This is a genomic window from Proteus sp. G4415, from assembly GCF_963896075.1.
Taxonomy (GTDB): Bacteria; Pseudomonadota; Gammaproteobacteria; order Enterobacterales; family Enterobacteriaceae; genus Proteus; species Proteus mirabilis.
Genome location: NZ_CAWQOK010000065.1, coordinates 52,644 through 71,934 on the forward strand (window position 1 = coordinate 52,644; position 19,291 = coordinate 71,934).

Sequence of the window (19,291 nt, forward strand, 5' to 3'; positions counted from 1 at the left end):
TTTAAAAAGACTCAGTGGCCATGATGATTCGAGTTAGGGCCATCCGATAACATGCTGCCGGTTGAGTGGACATTACCGTTAACTTCCACATTCCCCTGAATACTGGCAGCAGCACCATTTCCGCCGGAGCCTGCCATGCCCCCCTCATAAGTGAGTTTACCGCCGACCAGAAGATTGCCGGTGATTTCGGTTTCCGGTGCATTGATGGTGACTTTCGGGGTTTTGACGGTGACATCCGCCTGACATTCAATTCGGATATGCTCAATACCGCCCCGGATAGTCAGCGTGTGTGTGTCCCTGTTGTAGCTGAATTCAGCCCCATCAGCATACACGGTGCCCCGGACATTTTTGTCACTGAATGGCGGTTTATCCACACTGGAGTAAACGGCCCCCAGGATAACACCGTCCTCACCATTTGCATCCAGCAGCACCTCCACCTGCTCACCGATATCAGGCAACCAGTAATCCTTGTTATTCTGGGTATTGCGCTGCAGCACATTCAGCCAGTGTGTGCGCAGATTATCGCATTCCGGCAGACGAACACGGGCCTGAACCTTATCGGCATCCACGGCACTGACAGTACCGACCTGACGGGTTACAGTGGCCATTATTTTTTCTCCTTTATCACCGTTGAGGTGGTGCCATCCGCTTTATACACCGTCAGCGTCTGTGTTTTTGCCGGTTTTCCCCGTTGGCGGCGGGTTCGGGTTACCGGGCCTCTGGCCACTTCCAGTTCAGTGGTATAGCCGCTGCTCCGCTCAAACATATGCCGGGCTGATGTTATCAGCCAGTCCCCGGATAACTGCCCGAAACCGGATAATTCAATTTTATTACCGGCGGTCAATTGCGGCGTCCCTGCGAGAGTCAGTGAGCCGTTCTGCTGATATTCGTTATTTTTTGCCAGTGCCGAATCTGCCTTTATCCGAGCACTTTCCGGGTCACCGGCGCGACTGTTGACCTTCAGTGTGTCTGCGCTGACGGTTTTTCCCCCGCTGAGTTGTTTATCACTCTCACGGGTTCCTCCGTCAGCCTCATAGACAATTAATTTTTTCTCTTTACTGTTCTGGTGTTTGACTTTTGCAGACTGGTAAATCCGGTTGATGGTATCACGCAGGGAAAAACGGGCGATATCCTGCGGTGTCAGTTGTCTGACCGGCTCCTGACTGCGCAGAGAGGTCAGGTGAGAAAAAATCAGCCGGTCACTGACAATTTTCACGGCATAACCATATTCACCGGCCAGGCGGCGCAAAAATCCCACATCCGTTTCCGCATACTGTGTAATCCGATCAATTTTGACAGGCTCAATGGTGCCGACCAGTTTCAGCTGATGTTTTTTGGCAATGCGTCCGGCAATGGCGGCCAGTGTGGTGTTTTCAAAACCCCGGCTGGATTTTGTCCGCAGCGCCTGATTCACCGAGGCAGCCACACCTCTGACGGACACAACCGAAGGGGGGGCACTGACCTCGATTTCATCAATGGAGAATGTGCCGCAGGACAGCAATGTTTCGCCTTTATAGCCCATTTTCAGCGTGAGCGTGTCACCTTTTCCCGGATACCATTTATCCAGCCAGCGACCGTCCGAATCCTCCAACTCCACTTCAATGGTGTCCGATTCACTTTTGATGTTATCGGTGTAAGTGACGCGTGTGACATACGGTGCAATATCGGTGGTGATATTTTTCTGAAGATACCACAGCGTAAATACCGGACTCAGGACATCCGTGACGCCGGTATTTACCGGCAGGGTGTTTATCTCAGCCATGGTGCGATATCCTCCTCAGTACCTGCCTCTCCGGCATCGATGACAGGGATGAGCAGCACCAGTCCGGAAGGCAACACCGGCGTGATGGCAATGTGTGGATTCGCCGCAATAATCCGGGGGTAGCCCAGCGGGTCACCATAATATTGCTGGGCAAGTGTATCCCAGCGTTCCCCGTGACGGGTGATATGTTCAATAAACATCACACGCTCCTTACCGTAATTCCGGCAGCCATTTTGCTTAATGCCGGGGATATCCGGGTCAGTACCGTCGTCGCTGACCCCAGCTGACCGGAAACCCCGTCCAGTACTGCGGCAATATTTTTACTGTTTGTGCTGTTCAGTGACGACCGGGCCTGCTGCACATACGACACCGCCTCACTGCCTGCCCGGGCCAGCGTGGCAGCATCAGGCATGACCGCTGAAAGTGAACGGAAAGCCGGTACACTGTTTCCCAGTGCGTTAGACATATTCCCCAGATGACTCATCAGCCCCGGGACACGAGTCAGTGCAACAGCCGGATTGTTCTTCATTTTCTGGGCTATCCGGACAGCACTGACCGTTGTCTGAAGCACCGACTGTGCCTGCCGGGTATAATTCACACCGTCACGGACAAGCTTTGCGATACCGGACGGTTTCGGCACAGCGCCGGAAAGCGTGCTGACACCGGGTACCTGAGTACGTATGGCGGGCGGTTTCAGCGGGTTTTTCGGGTCTCCGGTATACTCACGCAACGACACGGTGGCATTCATGGCCAGCACATTCCCGGTACTGTCGGTCTGCTCGCTGACAGCGGTAATATCGGTAATGACAAACCAGCCCCGGTAATCCCCGTTGCCGAAAACCAGCGCCAGCGCCTGATGTGCCTTCATTGCCGTACGCAACCGGGTCAGTTCGGTATCCGGAACACAATAATGCTGATGAAACACCAGCGCGATTTGGATCTCATCCAGTCGGTCACCGATAAACTGTAATCCGGGTTTGCCTTCGATACGGGCATGTTCGGCATAATCGACACCGGACGTCATTTCGAAGCCGTCCCAGTACGTGATCAGTTCAAATTCAATATTACCCAGTACCGCAAACATTATTCGTACTCCCTGCGTTGTTTCTGAGCCAGCAGACGTGCCAGCATTTTTTCCAGTTCATGCAGACTCATATTCAGCGCACCGGACAGTGTGTCAGGTACGGTTGTTTCTTTGTTATTGAGAAAAAACTGCGGATTAAAACTGACCTGAATTGCCGGGGCCGAGTCAGTCTTACCGGCACGTTGTCCGGCATACCCCGCAGCCATCACCTCGTCAGAGGGAATACGCGGTGCGGCGGGTGACATTGACTCTGCAATATGCAACCCCGGTAAGACCGGAGGAACGACAGGCGATATGCCTGACGGCATTACGGAAAATGACGGGAAGGTGTCAGATAACCGGGCGAAAAGTGAAGCCCCTGTGCCGGTCAGCCGGTTTTTAACAGCGGTAATTTTCTGACGAACATCGTTAACCAGTTGCCCGATCAGATTATCAGGGCGAATTACCGGTAATGAGGGCACCATCTGATCTGCCAGTTGCTGGCTGGCTTTTGCTGCCAGTGGTGTGGTGCGTTGCAAACCGATGGCCGCACCCTGCACGATGTTATCACCGAATCCCATAAAGACCCGGCTGGGCGAATTAATCCCCAGAGTTTCTTTAAACCAGGAAGAGACAGAACTGCCGAAATTCACAATCGTTTCTTTTGCGGCGGTCAGCTGATTACTGATCCCGTCGACCAGCCCCGTAATCAGGTTTTTACCGAAATCGGTAAAACTTTTTGGCATATCGATACCAAACCATGACAGTACACCAGCAAAAGCCTTATGAAATAATCCCAGCGGCGACCAGTTGAGAACCAGCTGGCCGACACCGGCAATCCCGCCGTCAAAAGCGGTCTTAATTTCAGTCCAGAGACCGGAAAACCAGCCTGAAATGCCCTGCCAGACGGCAGTAATACTCTGCCATGCACGACTGAATGCAGAGGTGACCTGCGCCCATAAGCGTTTAAAAAATGCGGAGACCGGCCCCCAGTAGCGGTACAGCAGATACGCGGCGACCGCAATACCGGTAATAATCAGACCGATGGGATTCATCAGTAAGGCTTTTCCCACCCAGAGGATGGCTTTACCGGCGAGCGTTAATCCTTTGAGTAAGCCTCCGGCCAGTATTTTGCCCAGGCTGGCTGCACCTTTACCGACACGGCTCAGCCCGGTTGCCAGCCAGCGCAATTTTCCGCCTTCACCGAATGCCTGTGTCAGACGTAACCAGTTTGCCCGGAGTAAAACGAGATTTTTCCAGACACTGACAAAGGGGGAGAGCAGAAGATTCAGCCCCAGTTTCAGGGCAATGGTTGAGGCTTTGAAGGCCAGCAGCGCACCCACAATCTGTATTGCACCGCTGACCAGCTCAGGATGAAGTGTGATCCAGTTTTTCGTCTTTTGTATAAGCGGAAGCAATTCCTGCACAAGAGAAACAAAAGACGGTGCAAGTTGATCTCCCAGTGTGATAGCAAGATCACGACTATTGATCATCAGTGCTTTGGTGGCTTCGAGCGGGGATTGTAGACGCCGGTCATAAGCTGTTCCCAGAAGATCATTATCTGCCGCTTTAAGTGCACCGGCCCGTATTTCACGATATCGATCCATATTCGCCAGCATCGGGCGGATAAATGCCATGACCTGCTGATCTGCAAACATCTCCCCCAAACCGAAATTTTTAGCCAGCGCCTGAAGCGCTTCGTCTCTGGCGGTATCATTTTCTATTTTCATGGCAGATTTAAAACCTGCCAGTGCCTCGGGACTTTTGGCATTCAGGTATCGTTCAATGATACTCATCATGCCTTCGATGGGGGATATACCGGCGGATTTGTAACTTTCAAGAGACGCCTGAAGGTCAATCCCCAAATCCGTAAATTGCTTTTGGGTATCCCGGGCAAAAATTTTGGTCAGAAAATTTTTAAAGTTATTCGCCGCCTCATCGGTTGAACCTGCCCCGATTTTTGCAATCTGCAGGCTGGCACCGATTTCAGCCACGGCATCTTTACCGCTGGCGACACCTTCCATCATAGGGGCAAGAGACTGCATCCATTTGACCTGATCAGGGATTTCAAATGAACCCTGATCACCGGCATAAGCCATAATATTTTGTACAGCCCCGAAGTCTTCTGCCGCTCCTTTCAGGGACGTTTGCCAGACAGCGGCGACTTTGGCCCAGTCGGCCCCCGCTGTGCGTGTGGCTGTTGCCGCACGGGCAATATCAGGCATGTAGTATCTGATATCAGACAGGCTGTCGATATTATTACTGATGAGTGAACCTACCGCCTCCTGCATCTCATCCTGATTCTGATTGTATTTTAATGCCCATCCTTTTATCTGTGCGGCGAGATGATTCTGAGTATCAGTGTCATATTTTGCGGTGATTGACATATCAATCATCTTGTCTTCAAAAGACATAGACTGCTGAACTGCCGGAAAGATTGTATGATAAAGCGTTTGAGCCATGGCATAGGTTTCAACGCCCTGACCATAAAGTGCCATACGGTTGGCTTTCAGTGCATCGCCGGTTGCGGATACGGCAGAAAGGCGGCGCTGCTGACGCTCAATCTGTTCCATCGTGCGGCCTACCCGTAACAGCTCACGGTTAAGCTGCTGCATCCGGGCACCACCTAACTGACCGTAACGCTCAGTGGCCCGGGTTAAGGCGTTCTGACGCTCCTGCAGACGACGTGAAGTCTCCCCCAGGGAGTCAAGGGCACGGCGGGTACCACTCATCGCGGAACGGAACGTGCTGCCAACGATGCCGCCGATGACAACACCCACAGAAAAATTACCGGCCAAAATTGTGCTCCCTACGGATAATAAAAAGAAAACAGCAGCCCTTTGAGGCTACTGTCAGGTTCATCTGAAAGTATCAGTGTCTGTCGCTGTACTCACTTTTGATTTGTGCTTCTGCCTGTGCCAGCCACATTTCCAGATCGTCAGTATCCAGCGCATCAATCTCACCCGGCTGAAACCGGAACCACCTCGCCAGCAGCCCCTGCGCCTGCATCAGTGTCTGTGTTGCTTTTGCCCAGCCCAGTGATTTGCTGAAATCGTTTCTGTAATTCCAGATAATCCGCCAAATCCATATTCTCCAGATCTTCCGGAATAAGACCTGTGCTGCGGGCAATCAGCGGCTCATCCCAGTCTGCCGGATCTTTATACGTTTTTCGCACCTGCTTCAGATCTTTGACTGTCAGGCGCTTCAGCTCGATACGCTCAATACGGGAACCGGCTGCGGTCATAAAGGGGTATACGGGGATAAAAACATCATGGTGTGGTTGTGACATACGCATTCTCCTGTGTCGTTTCAGGGCAGTATGTCTGCAGGGGAATACAACAGATATTAAAGCAGATGAAAAAAGGGAGCGGTAAGGCTCCCTGCTGTGAATTATCCACCAATATTAATACGATAATCGGTTAGTTGATCGACACCGCCGACGCGGAAGATGTTGGCCAGGTAATCCAGCTCCAGCAGCTCCTCACCATCCAGCACCTGTTTGATGTACGTGCAGGTGAAGCTACTGGAGAACTCGGCATTCTCATGCTGTTTGAATGTGCCCAGCGGATTCTTCTTGAACATGACGGTCAGGAACGTCACCAGCGGGATTTCATCAATCAGTCCCTGAGAACTGTAACGCTGTACACTGGAGCGACACTGCAGTGACAGCGATTTATACGGATTGGCGGCGGACAGCATGGCATCACGGTAAAAGCTGTTCCATTTTATCTCACCTTCCATTTTGTCAAACCCTGCCGGGAGTTCCACTTTGCCCACCATGCCCAGCGCTTTATGCTCCTGCATGGTCATGGAGACGTCCGGCAGTTTGACCTCTTCAGCCCGGCCCAACAGGTTCGCGCCGTCCAGGTAAATATTGGCATTGGTAATGCGGTTAATCTCAATCTTTGGCATCAGCTGTTTCCTTTCAGGGTTAACAGGTATTCCGACGTGATTTCAGTCTCAAACGTCAGTCTCTCCAGCGGCGGCGGTGGCGTGTATTTGTAACTCAGCAGAAGATGCCCGGCAGCCAGTTCGGTCTCTTCGTTACGGGCAGGATCAAACCAGCAGCTGAACCCTAGCAGCGCACCGTCACCAATCAGCTTGCGTCCGAACGCATTGACCGACTCGGTCAGTGCATCAATCAGCGCCTGGGTAATGGGCTGGTCGATATACTGCTGGCTGAAGTAACGGATGGATTCATTAATCATGTCTCCGGTACGGCGCACATTCTCAAAGTTGCGCATATGGGGGACCGTCGGCCAGGCTGCCGTCCGGTTGCCCCACAGGCGCAGACCGCTGCCGTAGCTGCTGAAAACGGTCGTGATACCCTGTTCATTGAGCAGGTTCACCTCGCTCTGCGGGTCATCAATCATGGCGGACAGCTGGCGTTCCACGCCGGTGATACCGAGGATCTCCTGATTGGAGGATGACCACCAGTAGCCTTTTTCCAGATCGACTTTCGCCCGTAATCCCGCCGCCCGCTGGCTCAGCGGCTCCAGACGCTCACTGTTGGTAGCCGCGTCATAGACTCTGACATGCGGATAACACAGACGGACACGGTCAGAGCTGGTATTAAAGTTGATGGTGCCTTCCGGCCCGCGTCCTGCCAGCGCCTGTGCAAAGGTGGTGCCCACCGGTGCGTCGATGTAGGTAACAGCCCCCAGTTTCTCTGCCATGGCGGTAAGCTCAACCGCCACGCTGTTCTGGGTGCAGAATACCGGGGCAATCAGGATTTTGGCGAAATAGCCGAACAGGTTAAAACTGTCACTGAGCAGCTTCATGCCGGTACGGTTACCGGCGGCATTGACCGCACCAATGATATCCGCTGCAGTGACTTTGGTCGGGTCAGCATAACGGTACCCGGCTTTCACCGTGGCTCCCGCAGCGATGCCTTTCCCGAGGTTCGTGATTGTTCCGCTTTGCGCATCCAGTGCGTAATCCTGACCGTCGGTATAGGACTGAGCACCATCCTCCGACGTCAGCACCAGCTGGGACACAATCGGATGAGCCAGCCCGGCTTTCCCGGTCGCTTTGTCAAAAGTCACTTTTTCGTCTGCCACCGTGGTGTTATGTACTGCCGGGTCAAGGACATTGATAACCAGAACAGTGCCTGCACCATGGTCGTAAATCGCATCCAGCGCCTGCGGAATGGTAAAACCGGTAAACGGTGAACCAAAGGCGGCAGCGTCTTTTTCAGACAGGCACTGCACCAGCGTGTTAACGTTGCCCGTGGGTGCCGTCCCCACCAGCCCAATCACCGCAGACTTGACCATGCTGACCGGGCGCGCCCCTTTTTCCACCTCAAGGGTCTCAACACCATGCAGATAATTAGCGGCCATGCGTGTCCTCCTTTTTCATCTCACTGTCATTGCGGCGTTTCGGTAACGACACGGAGGAGGCTCCGGCGGTCAGTGTCTCTTCCTGTACCGGTATCAGATGCCCGAGCGCCACCAGTACCTTCACATAGTCATGTTGCTCAGGCAAAAGATGTGTTTTCCCCGGCCAGAGCAGAATTTCAGTTCCGTCCGCCAGCGTGACGCCACTGGCCGGGCCGGTATAGCGGTATGCTTTCATCACTTGCTTTCCTCATAATCAACGATGGTTAACAGCGGCCCGGAGGGTAAATCGCTGTCTTCAACAAAAACGCTTTCGGTGGTAAAATCGAGGGCGTACTGCCACAGCCCGTTCACCTCCCCGATAAAGACCTCCCGGGTCAGCCAGATGCGGCGGCGGCAGTGAGGCGGGGTATACCCGCCCAGAATGCGGCGGAGAATATCCAGCACATCAATGGCACCCCGTTTCCCGTTCAGCTGCCGGAAAACCACCGTCACACACAGCTGGAGTGTCTGAGGCTGGATCACCGCACCGATATCATCCGGCTTATCGAAGCGCGACCCGGCATAACTCACCAGCAGCGCCCCGACCGGATGATTCAACCGGTATTCCGCCGGTTTTTCCGGAAAATACTCCACCGACAGCCCCGGAAGTTTTTCCTTCAGGCGTGCCACCACCGCATCAATCACCGGCAGAACGTTCATCAGTATTTCTCCAGTAAGCCATCCTGACCGCCAAAGGTCGGACGACGTGCCCGGGTACGGATTTCACCGGACTCCGGCACATCTTTTTGTGTGGTCTGCAACCCCAGAGTCAGTTTTCCGTCACGGATAGCCTCCAACTGTCGCCGGGCTTCTTTATGGTCGTCTTTCACCGTGTCCGGGACAGCCCCTTCTGGGCGGCGGGCGTAGAGCCGGTAACGCACCAGCGTAATGGCAATGTCCCGCAGCACCGTCGGGACTTCTGCCAGCGGCAGGGTATAGCGACCGCGAAGATACGCATCGATAAGCTCATCGGCATAACGGATACAGCTGTCCACCACGGTGGTGTTCACCGCAGCCGGGACACTGAAATCCACCTCTTCATTGGTCAGCTGGATGAGTGTCCGCTCCGGTATCTGTTCAGGTAAATCCGCCGGGGTGCAGTACATGTCACACCCCGCGCAGGATACGGATCACCTCACCGGCGGCGGTGGCGTCATCCAGTGCAATCCCGGCTGAGATGCCCGCGGCGGTGTCTCCGGTCGCGGCGGTCTGAGGAATGGCACAAGCATTGGCATCGGACTGCACTGCCTGTCCCCGGTTTATGGCCGCGCCGGCTTCGACGGCCATAATACCCAGTACGCTGACCGGCGTGACATCACCGGCAGCGGCATCCACCGCTGCCACACCGAGCGCGACAGCTCCGGCCTGACAGGGGGCATTATCGACACCGACAAACCGTTGTTGCGTCAGTGCGGCACCGGCTGTCACGGTAGTGGTCAGAATGACCTGCTGAGTTGTCCCCATGGCGGTCTCCTTATTTCACGATGTTGGTGATGAGATATCCGGCATCGCCGCCGACCACGGCGACTTTGTAGATATCGGTATAACGGCAGTATTTCACCTTACCGCCAATGCTGTCGTATTTGTCCGCCACCGGCATCCCTTTACGGCGCAGGGTGTACCCGAATGACGGTTCGTTTTCATCCGCACTGTCTGCACCCGCCTGCGGTTTACTGATGTAATGCAGCATCAGATTGTCGCCCCAGATGTCAGCAGGGAGTTTGTCTTTGTCCTGCGCCTCTTTCATGGAAGCCATGGAGACCGGTTCGCCGATCACCACTTCGTCCACCTGGAAAAGGTCTTTCAGAATGTCGAGGGTGATACGCTTGCGCTCGTTGGCACCAATCGCCGCCTGAATCGCCGGATGGAATTTCAGCAGCGCCATCACACTGGCTCCCATGGTCATCAGGTTCGGGCGCAAACCGGTGGTGTTACGCACTGCCTCAATCCCGGCTTCAATAACCCCGATCGGGTCACCTTTGCCTCCGGCCCAGCGTTCGTCAGCCTTCAAGGCTTTCACATTTGTCGTTTTATAGACGGTTTTGTCCTGTGCCAGACGGGCGGCATACAGTTCGCGCTTCAGGTTGACACCGTTCGTCACACGACGGATAGCTTTGGCCTCTTCGTTGAACATCGACTCGGCCTGCTCGCGGTAGTCCACCGGTGCGGCCAGATCGTGCTCGTTGAGAACCAGATCCAGTTTGCCGGTTTTCTCGCGCACCAGAACGTTACTGTCAGCCCCCACGGCACGCTCGGTGTCGTATTCCACAAAGGCGGATTTACCAAAGGTTGGCACGGTCACACCTTCCTTATCGGTATGGACGACGGGGAAAATGTGCTCGCCGATGAACGCGGCATTTTTATAACCACGGGCAATGTTGGTCAGCACCGGGTCAACGACGCGCTTACCTTTTAAATAATCAGACATGTTCTCTCCTTAAATCACAGGCAGCGGGCGACAGCAGCGTCGTAGCTGATGCCTTCTTTTTTCGACAGAGCCAGCGCTTTCTCATGCAGTGCCAGACGTTCCGGGTCAGCTTCCGCGAACTCCGCTGACGTTGTGCTGATATCCGTGTCCACACGGTCTTTGGTCGCGTGCTCACTGAAATTCAGTACCGGCTCAGTGCTGTCCAGCAACGTCTTAAACGCCGTGGCCAGCGGGGTGCGGAGTTCACCTTCCGCAAACTCCACCGGTGTATCACCTGCAGAGACAGCATCCAGAATGGCCACCACAACGGATTTAGCCTTGGGAGCCAGTCGGCCATCCCCCACCAGTTTTTCGGCAAAGGCCACATTATCGGCGTGCAGTTTGTCCTGCTTTGCTTTCGCATCCTGCTCGGCCCGGGCGGAGGCTTCTGCTTTCAGACGGGCGTTTTCCGCCTGAAGTGCTTTGATTTCTTCTTCAGTCATTGTATTGCTCTCTTGTTGAGGAGGGAGGGATTGTTCACTGAATTCCGGTTCCGGCTTCCCGGTGTCGCGGTAAGCCTCTTCACGCAGGGCGTCTACCTGCCAGGCAGGAAGCACTTTTTCCGTCTCATCCAGCCCGAAACGGGCAATCAGGAAATCCCGCAGACGCCCCCATAAGGAGGCATTCGTGGTATCTGCCCAATCGGCAAACTCCACGACGCCGTCTTCCTGTTCACTGAATGAAACCGGCTTCAGCCCCTTAACAGAGGGCGGCTGTGCTCCCAGAAAACCGACATGACGCAGGTAAAGCGTGCCCGGTTTGGGATTGCTTGAGGAGTCCGGAAGATAAAATGAGGCAGACACTTTTTTGAAACGTCCGTTATCCACCAGTTCCGCAAACTGTGGATCAAGCTGAGCGGGTTCGGCTAACAGATCACCGCCGTTCAGTGACAGGGATTTCACCCAGCCCCATGCTGGGTCGTCTGTTCTGGGGTGACCAATCACGAGGGGTGCTTCATGGACGGACGGGTCATAGGCGTTCACGCAGGCGGCAAGATCGCGTTGCGTGAACGGCAGTTTTGTGCCGTGCATATCGGTATGCGTTCCGGCTTTGAAAATATGAATAGCTGGCATGTTGCTGTCCTGCGTTACGTTACCGGGGACAGTCTGAGAAAAAAGGACGGGAAACGCTTTTAATCTGCTTTAGAAAAAACGGGATAACACCGGATTGAGAACCAGTGGTAGGCTGAGGGGAAAACAGGGGCTGTAAAGCCTTTATAAAGATAATACAGCCCCTGATAACCCTGCAATGATAAAATCCCCGCCTTCAGAGATAAACCTCAGCGACGGGCCACTGCTTCAAGATACCGCACAATCGTATCCAGTACGGCTTTTTCCGCCTCCGGTTGCAGTTCATTGTCGCCGGTCAATGGTAAATACGGGCGGGCAGGAAACTCAACGGACTCATGACGTCCCGTTTTTCCACCGAACTGGTGAATGGCACCGTAAACAACGTTCGTGCCGACAGCCGCCTGCCGGTCGTCATGGTCGGTTGAGACTGAACCCATCAGACGCCCGGTGTCCTGAAGTGTCTGTCCGTCACGTTCCGTGGCGGCCAGCGACGGCAGCCATCCCGGACGCCCTTCGCCGAGAAAGTTTAACTGTGTTTCTGTCAGCAGCGTTCCGGCGATTTTGCGCATCGCCGGTGTCATGTCTATTGCGGCAGATCCCAGCGCGTTCAGTGCCTGACGCAGGGATTGATCGTTAATGGTGATATTAACCAGATTGCCGTAAGCCATCGTTATCCTCTCAGTTCCTGTTGTGCCAGTGGCTGAAGCGCCCCCTGATAACGGGCAAGGTCGGGCCGGTAAGCCGCACCCGGCGCATAAGACCAGCCGACGTCGGTGGCCACTTTCGTGGTACCGGTACGGAAGGTGGCGACGTTCTGCATCTCACCGGTTTTCGCTGAGACCAGCTTCAGTTCCCACCCCATAGCAGCACCTGAATTTGTCACCTTCAGGCCTCGGGCACGCACATCCGCTGCACTCAGGGCAATCACGCCACAACGGCAACGCCAGCCGTTCGGCGGATAGAATGCCTGCCAGAACGGATCATCATAACGCAGCACCAGACCATGCAGTGCCAGATGGCTCCTGCGGGTACGGCGGTCACTGATGCCGGTATACATCCAGTACGGTCTGTCATTAACGTTCTCCATCTGTTCCGCCCAGCGACCGGCGCTGTAAAGCACCGACATATTGGTACGAAAGATGGTGTCGAGCCGCCACGGGCTACCCTGCATAATGGTGACAGGCTCGCCAGTCACCGGGTCAGTGGTGTCACGCGGCCCCCACCATCCCTTACGCTGCAGCTCCGGCTCCAGCGCCTGCCGGAACCAGCGGCCTGTTTTTCCGTCATCCAGCGCCTGCTGTAAGGCCCGACGGATATCTTCCAGAATATCCAGACGGGTCACTTTGGCGACAGTAAAGGCGCGGGCATGCGCCTCCTGCCACATCTCCTCCCAGTCCCACGTGAAGCTATACCCTTTGGACTTGAGGTAACTGACAGCCCGCTTCGGGGGCAGGGTCATACAGTACGCCAGTTCAGCCGTGGTCACGCTCATGCAGACGCCCCCAGAGTGTTGCCACAAACAGTATCCGTGCCAGCCGCTCCTGAAGGTCTTCTGCGTTCATTTGCGGGTACAATTCGGCCAGTTCACCCAGTAGTTCGGACGGTGCCACACCATCTTCAACCCGCCTGAACAGCGGCGCTAAAACAGGTTCCAGCGTGCCATTTAATGCGCCGCCGTTCATCAGAATATCCAGCGCCTCGTCAAGCTGCTGCTGTGCCTGAATATCGGCATCAATCGCCTCGGCGAACGACAGCGACGACATGGCGTTCTTCTGTCGCTCAGACGATGGTGTCTCATCAATATCGCCGTCCTGCAGCTGGTATTCACGTTTGAAGTATTGCGGGGTGAAAACCACACCGGCACGGGTGAGTTTCTCATCCCGGGTCGCCTGGGTATCATCGACCGTTCCCTGTTCCCACATTTTCCAGACGGGACAGGCGACATCACCGAAGTTCATCGAGACCGCCATCCTGATGGCCTGATTCACCGCACTTTCCACGATATCCGCATCCGCATCGCGGATATCATCGGTGACCTCCAGTCCGGCCTGCGCGGAGGCACGGTTACTGTTGGCCTCGGTGGTCTGATTCTGCCCCAGCAGCGCGATGGATATTTCACTGCGGGCAAGCGTTATCAGGTTCTGATAAATATCGCTGCTATCGGCCTTGCCTGCGGCTTCCTTGATTTCAATGGAGGAATCATCAGGGATGGCGGCTACCGCGTCTTCCACCATGGTTTCCATGGAGTCCAGCAACAGGTCAATTTCACTCTGTGCGGTATTACGCGGATGCTTGCCAATCACCCACGGTGAACCGTATTTCTCGGCAAATCGCACCCAGAATTTCATACCGCCTTTTTTGAAAGTCACCGGCCAGAAGCACATTGACAGGTCAGGGAAGCCATACGGGTTATCATAAGTGGCATCCTGACGCGGAACGACGAACTTGTTCAGGGGAACGTCTTCCCCCTCCGTCCCGGCATCTTTCGCCCGGAAACGCAGCCGGTTGTCGTTGTCGAACAGGAACCATTCCGGTGGTTTGCCCACGATATCGGTGATGTGCCAGGCGCGGACGGAGCGTCCCCACATAACCTCACAGGGCTGATAGCCGTAGAGAACGGCATCCGTCATCTCACCGATAATGCGGGACAAATCCAGGTCGTCAAGCATATCCCGGATGAAGCTGAACACACGGGCAGGAGCATGACCGCGCTCAAGTCCGCGCTCCAGCGATTTAACCGCAGCCTTACGCCTGCGGATACAACCACCGACCAGCGGGTCGGTACGCAACTCACGATAAATACGAATATCCCGGCCCTGTGATTTCAGAATGGGGTCAGGGTTAGGCAGGTACATGCCCAGTCCGAAGAAGTCGATGGCACGACTGCGGGAGGCAATCTGTGCGGTCAGTGTTTTTGCCGGTTCGGCAAACGAGACAAATTCAGTGGGCGAAATCCAGAGTCCTCTGGCCATCAGAATCCCTCCAGCAGCCGGGCCGCCTGACGCCGCCGACGGGACGTTGCCTTCACCGGCCCTTTGTTAATTTCACGGCTGGCAAAATACGCCAGCGCCAGTGCAATGGCAGCATCACCATGACGTTTGCCGCCGTCTGTTTTGGATTTTGACCGTAGTTCCGGCACGCGCGGAACACCGTTGACGACCTGAACCGCCCGCAGGTCGTCCAGCGTATCCTCATCTTTTGGTAAATCCACGAGGTTGCCGTCTTCCAGAGCGGCTTTGACCGGCGGCATATGCTCACGGTACCAGCCTTCGGTTGGCATCACCTGTTTTACCCGGCTGGCACCGTAGCGCTGCATGGCGTATTCCGCCAGATACGCACCGTTACCCCGGGCGTCAAATGCGGCACCCAGTAAACCGGGCAGCCCATCCATCAGATACCAGGTGATTTGCTCCTGTTGTTTGAACGGCACGTTACGCAGCTCCAGCACGAACGGCACCCGTCGTATCAGGTTTTTTTCCTGTAACAGGGGATAATCCACTGACAGGTCACCACTGCGGCCAAAGTCACGCCCAAGGAAAGAACGGGCATCAGCTGGCAGCTTTTCCAGCTGTGGTTTGAGGTGTTCATCCAGCCAGTCCTGCGTCTCGCGGAAACGTTCGTCGTCGGGCTTCAGTTCGTAGCCTTCCGGACAGGTCAGGCGCAACACCGGCGTACCAGCCGACATCCGGGACTCAATCAGGGCACGGGACAACCAGGCACCGCCGCCGTTGGCAGGAACACAGTCAAGCTCCTCGGATGCACCGGCACCGTAGAATTTGTACACCGATGCCATCCACGCCTGTTCAGACGCCTGTGACCATTCCTGCCCGGTACGCAGGCAGACACGACGGAACAGTCCTTCCGCCACCGCATCTCTGAACGTAATGCGGTGAATACAGCCTCCCTGACGCCCGGCGCGGATGTCACCAATCAGGGTATTGAACGGATTATCATCACCGTTATGCGTGGAGATAACGCGCACTTTACCGCCCCAGATAAGCATCGCCAGCGCCGCCTTCAGCAGCTCGTCCAGTTGCTCATGGAACGCGGCCTCATCGATAACGATGATCCCCTGACGGCCACGCAGGTTAGACGGACGGCTGGAGAGAGCCACCACGCGGAAGCCGGAATCCGGGAATCTGATGGTGTAGGTTTTGATGTGTTTGTCGTCTTCGTCCTCTTCCCAGAACCCCTCTTCGATTTCGCCTGCGGCATAGTTGAATGCCCGTGCCCACATCGCACACGCCTGAATATACTCAATGGTCATGTCCTGGTTATAGGCGATGTAATAGACATTCATCCCGCCTGCGGTGACGGAGGACGCGGCGGTCAGTACGTTATCGGATGCCTCAGCCCAGGTGATACCAGTTCGGCGGCTCTTCTCCATCACCTTAAGCGGAGACGTGTCTGCCACCCAGCGCTGCTGGTAGGGCATCAGAACGACGGGAATATCCAGCGCCGAGGTATCGGGTAAAACAGGAGTCAGGTTATTCGTCCCATCCGTGGGACTCACCCCTCCGGGGCCGCCGCCAGCGGCGTTCAAAATCACTCCGGATGATTTTTTCATGAGGCAATCCCCAAGATTTCACGGCGCAACGCCAGCACTGCATCGGCTGAAAGGCCACCTTTGCGGGCAATTTTCTCGGCGTTGCGGGCGGCCTGCTGTGCTCTGGTGCGGACTTCGGTCTGAAACTTTTTCAGGTTGACAGAGGCGCGGGACAGAGTGGCCACATTCTTCGCCACCTTCGACAGCAACTCCACGCGCTCTTTGGGATCAATTTCACCTTCTTCCGCCTCCTGCAGCTGAACAATGCTCTCGAACAGTTCGGTCTGAATCAGAGCAATAACCGCCTCCGAACGTGCATCCTGATCATCTGCCGCACCTTCGGTCAGCATGCGTGCCGCTTCTGTTGCCGCACGGATAGCGCCATAGCGGCGCTCAATCTTCTGTCCATAGCGATGGATAGCGGATTTGCTGATGACATAACCCCGTTCACGCAGCAGGGATTCCAGCTCGTTATATCCGCTGAAGCCGGATTCAGTCAGCGCCCGCTCAAGCCAGCGGCGCACGTCTTCCGGCAGTTTTTCTATTGAGCTGCGTCTGGCCATTATTCACTCCAGTATTTCTGCGGGCGGGCAATACCGGGACCACACTCCACGGTATACTCCACAATATCCACGCCGAGACGGGTCAGATCCGCAAACCAGTCACCGGAGGGTTTCTTCTCCAGATCAACCATCTTACGGTCAGACAGATAATCCAGCTCACGGCGTAATTCCAGTGCGGTGGTATCCGGATAAATAGCTCTGGCCACATCCAGTAACAGGGTCTCACTGGCGGTATAAGGGCGGGTTTTATTCAGTGCCACCAACAGACTCCAGCGCAGGGATTCGCGGCGCACCCGGGTAATATCAACCATGACTCTGACCTCCGGTATTCCGGTACTGCTGTACCACTTCCAGTTTGTTATAAAGCGCGTCCAGTTTGGCCTCGATGACCGTCTGTCCCCGGATATAATCTTCCCGGCGGACGTAATTCAGCGGTAAATCCGCCCTGAAACGCATGAACTCTTTTTCCAGCGCTCCCCATTCAGAGGCGGACTGGTGTAATGCCTGTTCCAGTGAGGCGAAACGGGCGGCCTGACGTTCCTCAGCCTTACTGAACAACCACTTGGCCATGCCGCCGACAAAGCTCATGAAGGTGATGAGAAAACCCACCACCGTCCAGAATTCAATCTGTAATGTCATTGTTGTAATCCTTCCCGTTCATCCAGCAGGGCATTTATCTGGGTTCGCCAGATTCGGCACTGTGTTGCGTTGTCGATAAGGTTGGCAAGGATGTCCTGCTGTGTGACACCTGAGTCGCGTAGCCGGGAGTCAGCGGCTTCAGCTGACCAGGACGTTGTGCCAGTGCCGGTACCAGCGGCGGCACCGGAGTCTGAACGACCGGTGTCGGCGGATGCGTTGTCATATCCGAGCGCGGCGTTGTACCGGCGCACGAAACCGCGAGTAAACACACACTTAATGGGATGGCTTTTGCCTTTTTCATCCATCCAGCGTTGGGTAACATCGTTAATCTTCCCCTGTAATTGTTGGTTCTGTGTCTTAAGCTGAGCTATCTGCTCAAGGTAATCCGCCCCGGCCTGCTGCCCGGCGGCGACCTGAGCCTGATAGCGGGCGGCCCAGGCTTTGAGCGCGGCGTTCTCCCGCTCTGCCTGTACTCTTCGGTACTGATTAAATTCAGACTGCAGTTTATTAACGGCTACCACTCCATCACGCGCGGCGGCATCGTGACCGGTGGTGTATCCCATGTGATACACCCCGGCGAGAAATCCGCTGATAATCAGGAACAGCAACAATTCGCGCCACGGCAGTTTTTTTATCAGCTTAATCCACACAGCTACCGCCTCCCCAGGAGCGGTAACGCGGTGCCAGTTCCCGTAAAATACGCTGCGGATAGTGACGGTTCTCGCGCCAATTGGCGGTGCTGCGTCCGGCATTGACGGTGGCGACATGACCAAACCAGCGCAGGCTGTCCAGCCCCTGCTGTGAAGCCAGCCGTTTGTCCCGTTGTACCCAGCCCAGACCACCGTTATAGCCCGACAGCGTCATGGCCATACGTTCGCAGTTATCAGCCGCACTGACACGCTGCCACAGCCAGTGGTCATAACTGACCAGTGCCCGGACAGCCCAGGACGGATTAAACGGCTCACGTGAGCGCAGTTCAGGAACGGTGTGGCTTATCCAGTCGGCGGTGGCAGGCATGAACTGCGCCATACCCTGAGCACCCGCCGGTGATACGGCACCGGGACGCCAGCCACTTTCCTGATGCAGTTGTGCGGCAAAATCAGCCACCGGTGCACTCATTCCCCATTCAAGCCGGGCATGACGGATCACCTCGTCGCGATACTGCAGGGCAGCCTGCGGGGGCTGTGCTGCTGCGGCCTGACTGAAAAAAACGCCGCACCAGAGCAACCACGCAATAAGCAGATTGTCCATAAGCTTCCACCAGAAACTGTATTTATCGTTGCGTGGTTCACCATGTTTAATGGCGGTTGCGCCCAGACAAAAAGCAATCAGAAAGATGAATGTAATCTGAGGCCAGTTCATGGTTACAGCCCTGTCGCGACGGCCAGACAGACTGCAGCGACAATCAGCGCACGGCGGATTAATGCGGCAGCGAACACCAGATGGCGTCCGGTCTGGACAGGATAGCGGCCTTCTGCCATCAGTGTTTTATCGTGTAACAGATACTGACCGGGGCGGGCTTTGGGGAACAGCGAACGGTCAAGCCAGTAACCCAGTACGGCAGCTAAGGTGATCAGTGACAGTTTATAAATCACCACCGGTAGCTGTTGCGGGGAAACCATGCCGATAATGCCAAGCAACAGAACAGCCATCAGTAACCAGCCACCTAAACGAGGTTTTTTAACCGAAGAAAAAAACGATTTGAGGTATTTCATGAGCAATCTCCTTGAGTCGTGGAGACAGCATCACAGGTGGCCAGGGAAAGGGATTTTAAACAGCGTTAATAGTGATACGACGGCGCAA

The 19,291-nt window shown here is 55.2% G+C and carries 24 protein-coding genes; all 24 read right to left on the bottom strand.

From position 1 onward, the window contains the following. Positions 1–11: 11 nt before the first annotated feature. The 24 genes from AACU95_RS07505 to AACU95_RS07625 all read right to left on the bottom strand — a co-directional run bounded on the left by AACU95_RS07505 (position 12) and on the right by AACU95_RS07625 (position 19,203). Positions 12–608 (bottom strand): phage baseplate assembly protein V, encoded by a 597-nt coding sequence (locus AACU95_RS07505; RefSeq protein ID WP_060555594.1) that lies wholly within the window; start codon positions 606–608, stop codon positions 12–14. Further along, on the bottom strand, positions 608–1,762 hold the full coding sequence (locus AACU95_RS07510; RefSeq protein WP_060555595.1) for a phage late control D family protein: 1,155 nt from the start codon (positions 1,760–1,762) through the stop codon (positions 608–610). The genes AACU95_RS07505 and AACU95_RS07510 overlap by 1 nt, the downstream gene beginning before the upstream one ends. After that, on the bottom strand, positions 1,750–1,962 hold the full coding sequence (locus AACU95_RS07515; protein WP_029550509.1) for a tail protein X: 213 nt from the start codon (positions 1,960–1,962) through the stop codon (positions 1,750–1,752). Before AACU95_RS07515 ends, AACU95_RS07510 begins: the two co-directional genes overlap by 13 nt. Next, the gene (locus AACU95_RS07520) at positions 1,962–2,846 is read right to left on the bottom strand and encodes a phage tail protein (RefSeq protein ID WP_060555596.1); all 885 of its coding nucleotides are present in this window, start codon (positions 2,844–2,846) and stop codon (positions 1,962–1,964) included. The genes AACU95_RS07515 and AACU95_RS07520 overlap by 1 nt, the downstream gene beginning before the upstream one ends. Continuing rightward, positions 2,846–5,623, bottom strand: coding sequence for a phage tail tape measure protein (locus AACU95_RS07525; RefSeq protein WP_060555597.1), 2,778 nt, complete (start codon positions 5,621–5,623; stop codon positions 2,846–2,848). The genes AACU95_RS07520 and AACU95_RS07525 overlap by 1 nt, the downstream gene beginning before the upstream one ends. 161 nt (positions 5,624–5,784) lie before the next feature. Beyond that, positions 5,785–6,114 carry a phage tail assembly protein gene (locus AACU95_RS07535; protein WP_060555598.1) on the bottom strand — a complete coding sequence of 110 codons (330 nt, stop codon included), beginning with the start codon at positions 6,112–6,114 and terminating at the stop codon, positions 5,785–5,787. 101 nt (positions 6,115–6,215) lie between these two features. Then, complete coding sequence (locus AACU95_RS07540; RefSeq protein WP_165973170.1) at positions 6,216–6,740, bottom strand: phage major tail tube protein; 525 nt, start codon at positions 6,738–6,740, stop codon at positions 6,216–6,218. After that, positions 6,737–8,164: a phage tail sheath subtilisin-like domain-containing protein gene (locus tag AACU95_RS07545; protein ID WP_060555599.1), complete on the bottom strand. Its 1,428-nt coding sequence runs from the start codon at positions 8,162–8,164 to the stop codon at positions 6,737–6,739. Before AACU95_RS07545 ends, AACU95_RS07540 begins: the two co-directional genes overlap by 4 nt. Next, a complete protein-coding gene (locus tag AACU95_RS07550; RefSeq protein ID WP_183129860.1) occupies positions 8,154–8,399 on the bottom strand; it encodes a hypothetical protein in 246 nt (81 codons plus the stop codon). Before AACU95_RS07550 ends, AACU95_RS07545 begins: the two co-directional genes overlap by 11 nt. Next, positions 8,399–8,863, bottom strand: coding sequence for a Gp37 family protein (locus AACU95_RS07555; protein WP_161737216.1), 465 nt, complete (start codon positions 8,861–8,863; stop codon positions 8,399–8,401). The genes AACU95_RS07550 and AACU95_RS07555 overlap by 1 nt, the downstream gene beginning before the upstream one ends. Further along, positions 8,863–9,309, bottom strand: coding sequence for a gp436 family protein (locus tag AACU95_RS07560; protein WP_060555602.1), 447 nt, complete (start codon positions 9,307–9,309; stop codon positions 8,863–8,865). The genes AACU95_RS07555 and AACU95_RS07560 overlap by 1 nt, the downstream gene beginning before the upstream one ends. A gap of 1 nt (position 9,310) precedes the next feature. Next, positions 9,311–9,667, bottom strand: coding sequence for a capsid cement protein (locus tag AACU95_RS07565; protein WP_060555603.1), 357 nt, complete (start codon positions 9,665–9,667; stop codon positions 9,311–9,313). Between the two features lie 10 nt (positions 9,668–9,677). Beyond that, positions 9,678–10,631, bottom strand: a complete 954-nt coding sequence (locus tag AACU95_RS07570) for a hypothetical protein (protein WP_060555604.1) — start codon at positions 10,629–10,631, stop codon at positions 9,678–9,680. 14 nt (positions 10,632–10,645) lie between these two features. Beyond that, entirely contained in the window at positions 10,646–11,743 is a 1,098-nt protein-coding gene (locus AACU95_RS07575) for a hypothetical protein (protein WP_060555605.1), read from the bottom strand. 206 nt (positions 11,744–11,949) lie between these two features. Then, on the bottom strand, positions 11,950–12,408 hold the full coding sequence (locus AACU95_RS07580; RefSeq protein ID WP_060555606.1) for a phage virion morphogenesis protein: 459 nt from the start codon (positions 12,406–12,408) through the stop codon (positions 11,950–11,952). A 2-nt stretch (positions 12,409–12,410) separates the two neighbouring features. Beyond that, positions 12,411–13,232 carry a phage head morphogenesis protein gene (locus AACU95_RS07585; protein ID WP_060555607.1) on the bottom strand — a complete coding sequence of 274 codons (822 nt, stop codon included), beginning with the start codon at positions 13,230–13,232 and terminating at the stop codon, positions 12,411–12,413. After that, complete coding sequence (locus AACU95_RS07590; RefSeq protein WP_060555608.1) at positions 13,213–14,712, bottom strand: DUF935 domain-containing protein; 1,500 nt, start codon at positions 14,710–14,712, stop codon at positions 13,213–13,215. The genes AACU95_RS07585 and AACU95_RS07590 overlap by 20 nt, the downstream gene beginning before the upstream one ends. Next, on the bottom strand, positions 14,712–16,307 hold the full coding sequence (locus tag AACU95_RS07595; protein ID WP_107033846.1) for a hypothetical protein: 1,596 nt from the start codon (positions 16,305–16,307) through the stop codon (positions 14,712–14,714). The genes AACU95_RS07590 and AACU95_RS07595 overlap by 1 nt, the downstream gene beginning before the upstream one ends. After that, entirely contained in the window at positions 16,304–16,849 is a 546-nt protein-coding gene (locus AACU95_RS07600; RefSeq protein ID WP_060555609.1) for a DUF3486 family protein, read from the bottom strand. The genes AACU95_RS07595 and AACU95_RS07600 overlap by 4 nt, the downstream gene beginning before the upstream one ends. Then, positions 16,849–17,160, bottom strand: coding sequence for a hypothetical protein (locus AACU95_RS07605; RefSeq protein WP_060555610.1), 312 nt, complete (start codon positions 17,158–17,160; stop codon positions 16,849–16,851). The genes AACU95_RS07600 and AACU95_RS07605 overlap by 1 nt, the downstream gene beginning before the upstream one ends. Continuing rightward, positions 17,153–17,488 carry a hypothetical protein gene (locus tag AACU95_RS07610; RefSeq protein ID WP_004248754.1) on the bottom strand — a complete coding sequence of 112 codons (336 nt, stop codon included), beginning with the start codon at positions 17,486–17,488 and terminating at the stop codon, positions 17,153–17,155. The genes AACU95_RS07605 and AACU95_RS07610 overlap by 8 nt, the downstream gene beginning before the upstream one ends. Beyond that, positions 17,485–18,138 (bottom strand): hypothetical protein, encoded by a 654-nt coding sequence (locus tag AACU95_RS07615; protein ID WP_060555611.1) that lies wholly within the window; start codon positions 18,136–18,138, stop codon positions 17,485–17,487. The genes AACU95_RS07610 and AACU95_RS07615 overlap by 4 nt, the downstream gene beginning before the upstream one ends. Continuing rightward, complete coding sequence (locus AACU95_RS07620; protein ID WP_060555612.1) at positions 18,128–18,850, bottom strand: transglycosylase SLT domain-containing protein; 723 nt, start codon at positions 18,848–18,850, stop codon at positions 18,128–18,130. Before AACU95_RS07620 ends, AACU95_RS07615 begins: the two co-directional genes overlap by 11 nt. 2 nt (positions 18,851–18,852) lie before the next feature. Continuing rightward, a complete protein-coding gene (locus tag AACU95_RS07625; RefSeq protein WP_060555613.1) occupies positions 18,853–19,203 on the bottom strand; it encodes a putative holin in 351 nt (116 codons plus the stop codon). Positions 19,204–19,291 lie beyond the last annotated feature (88 nt).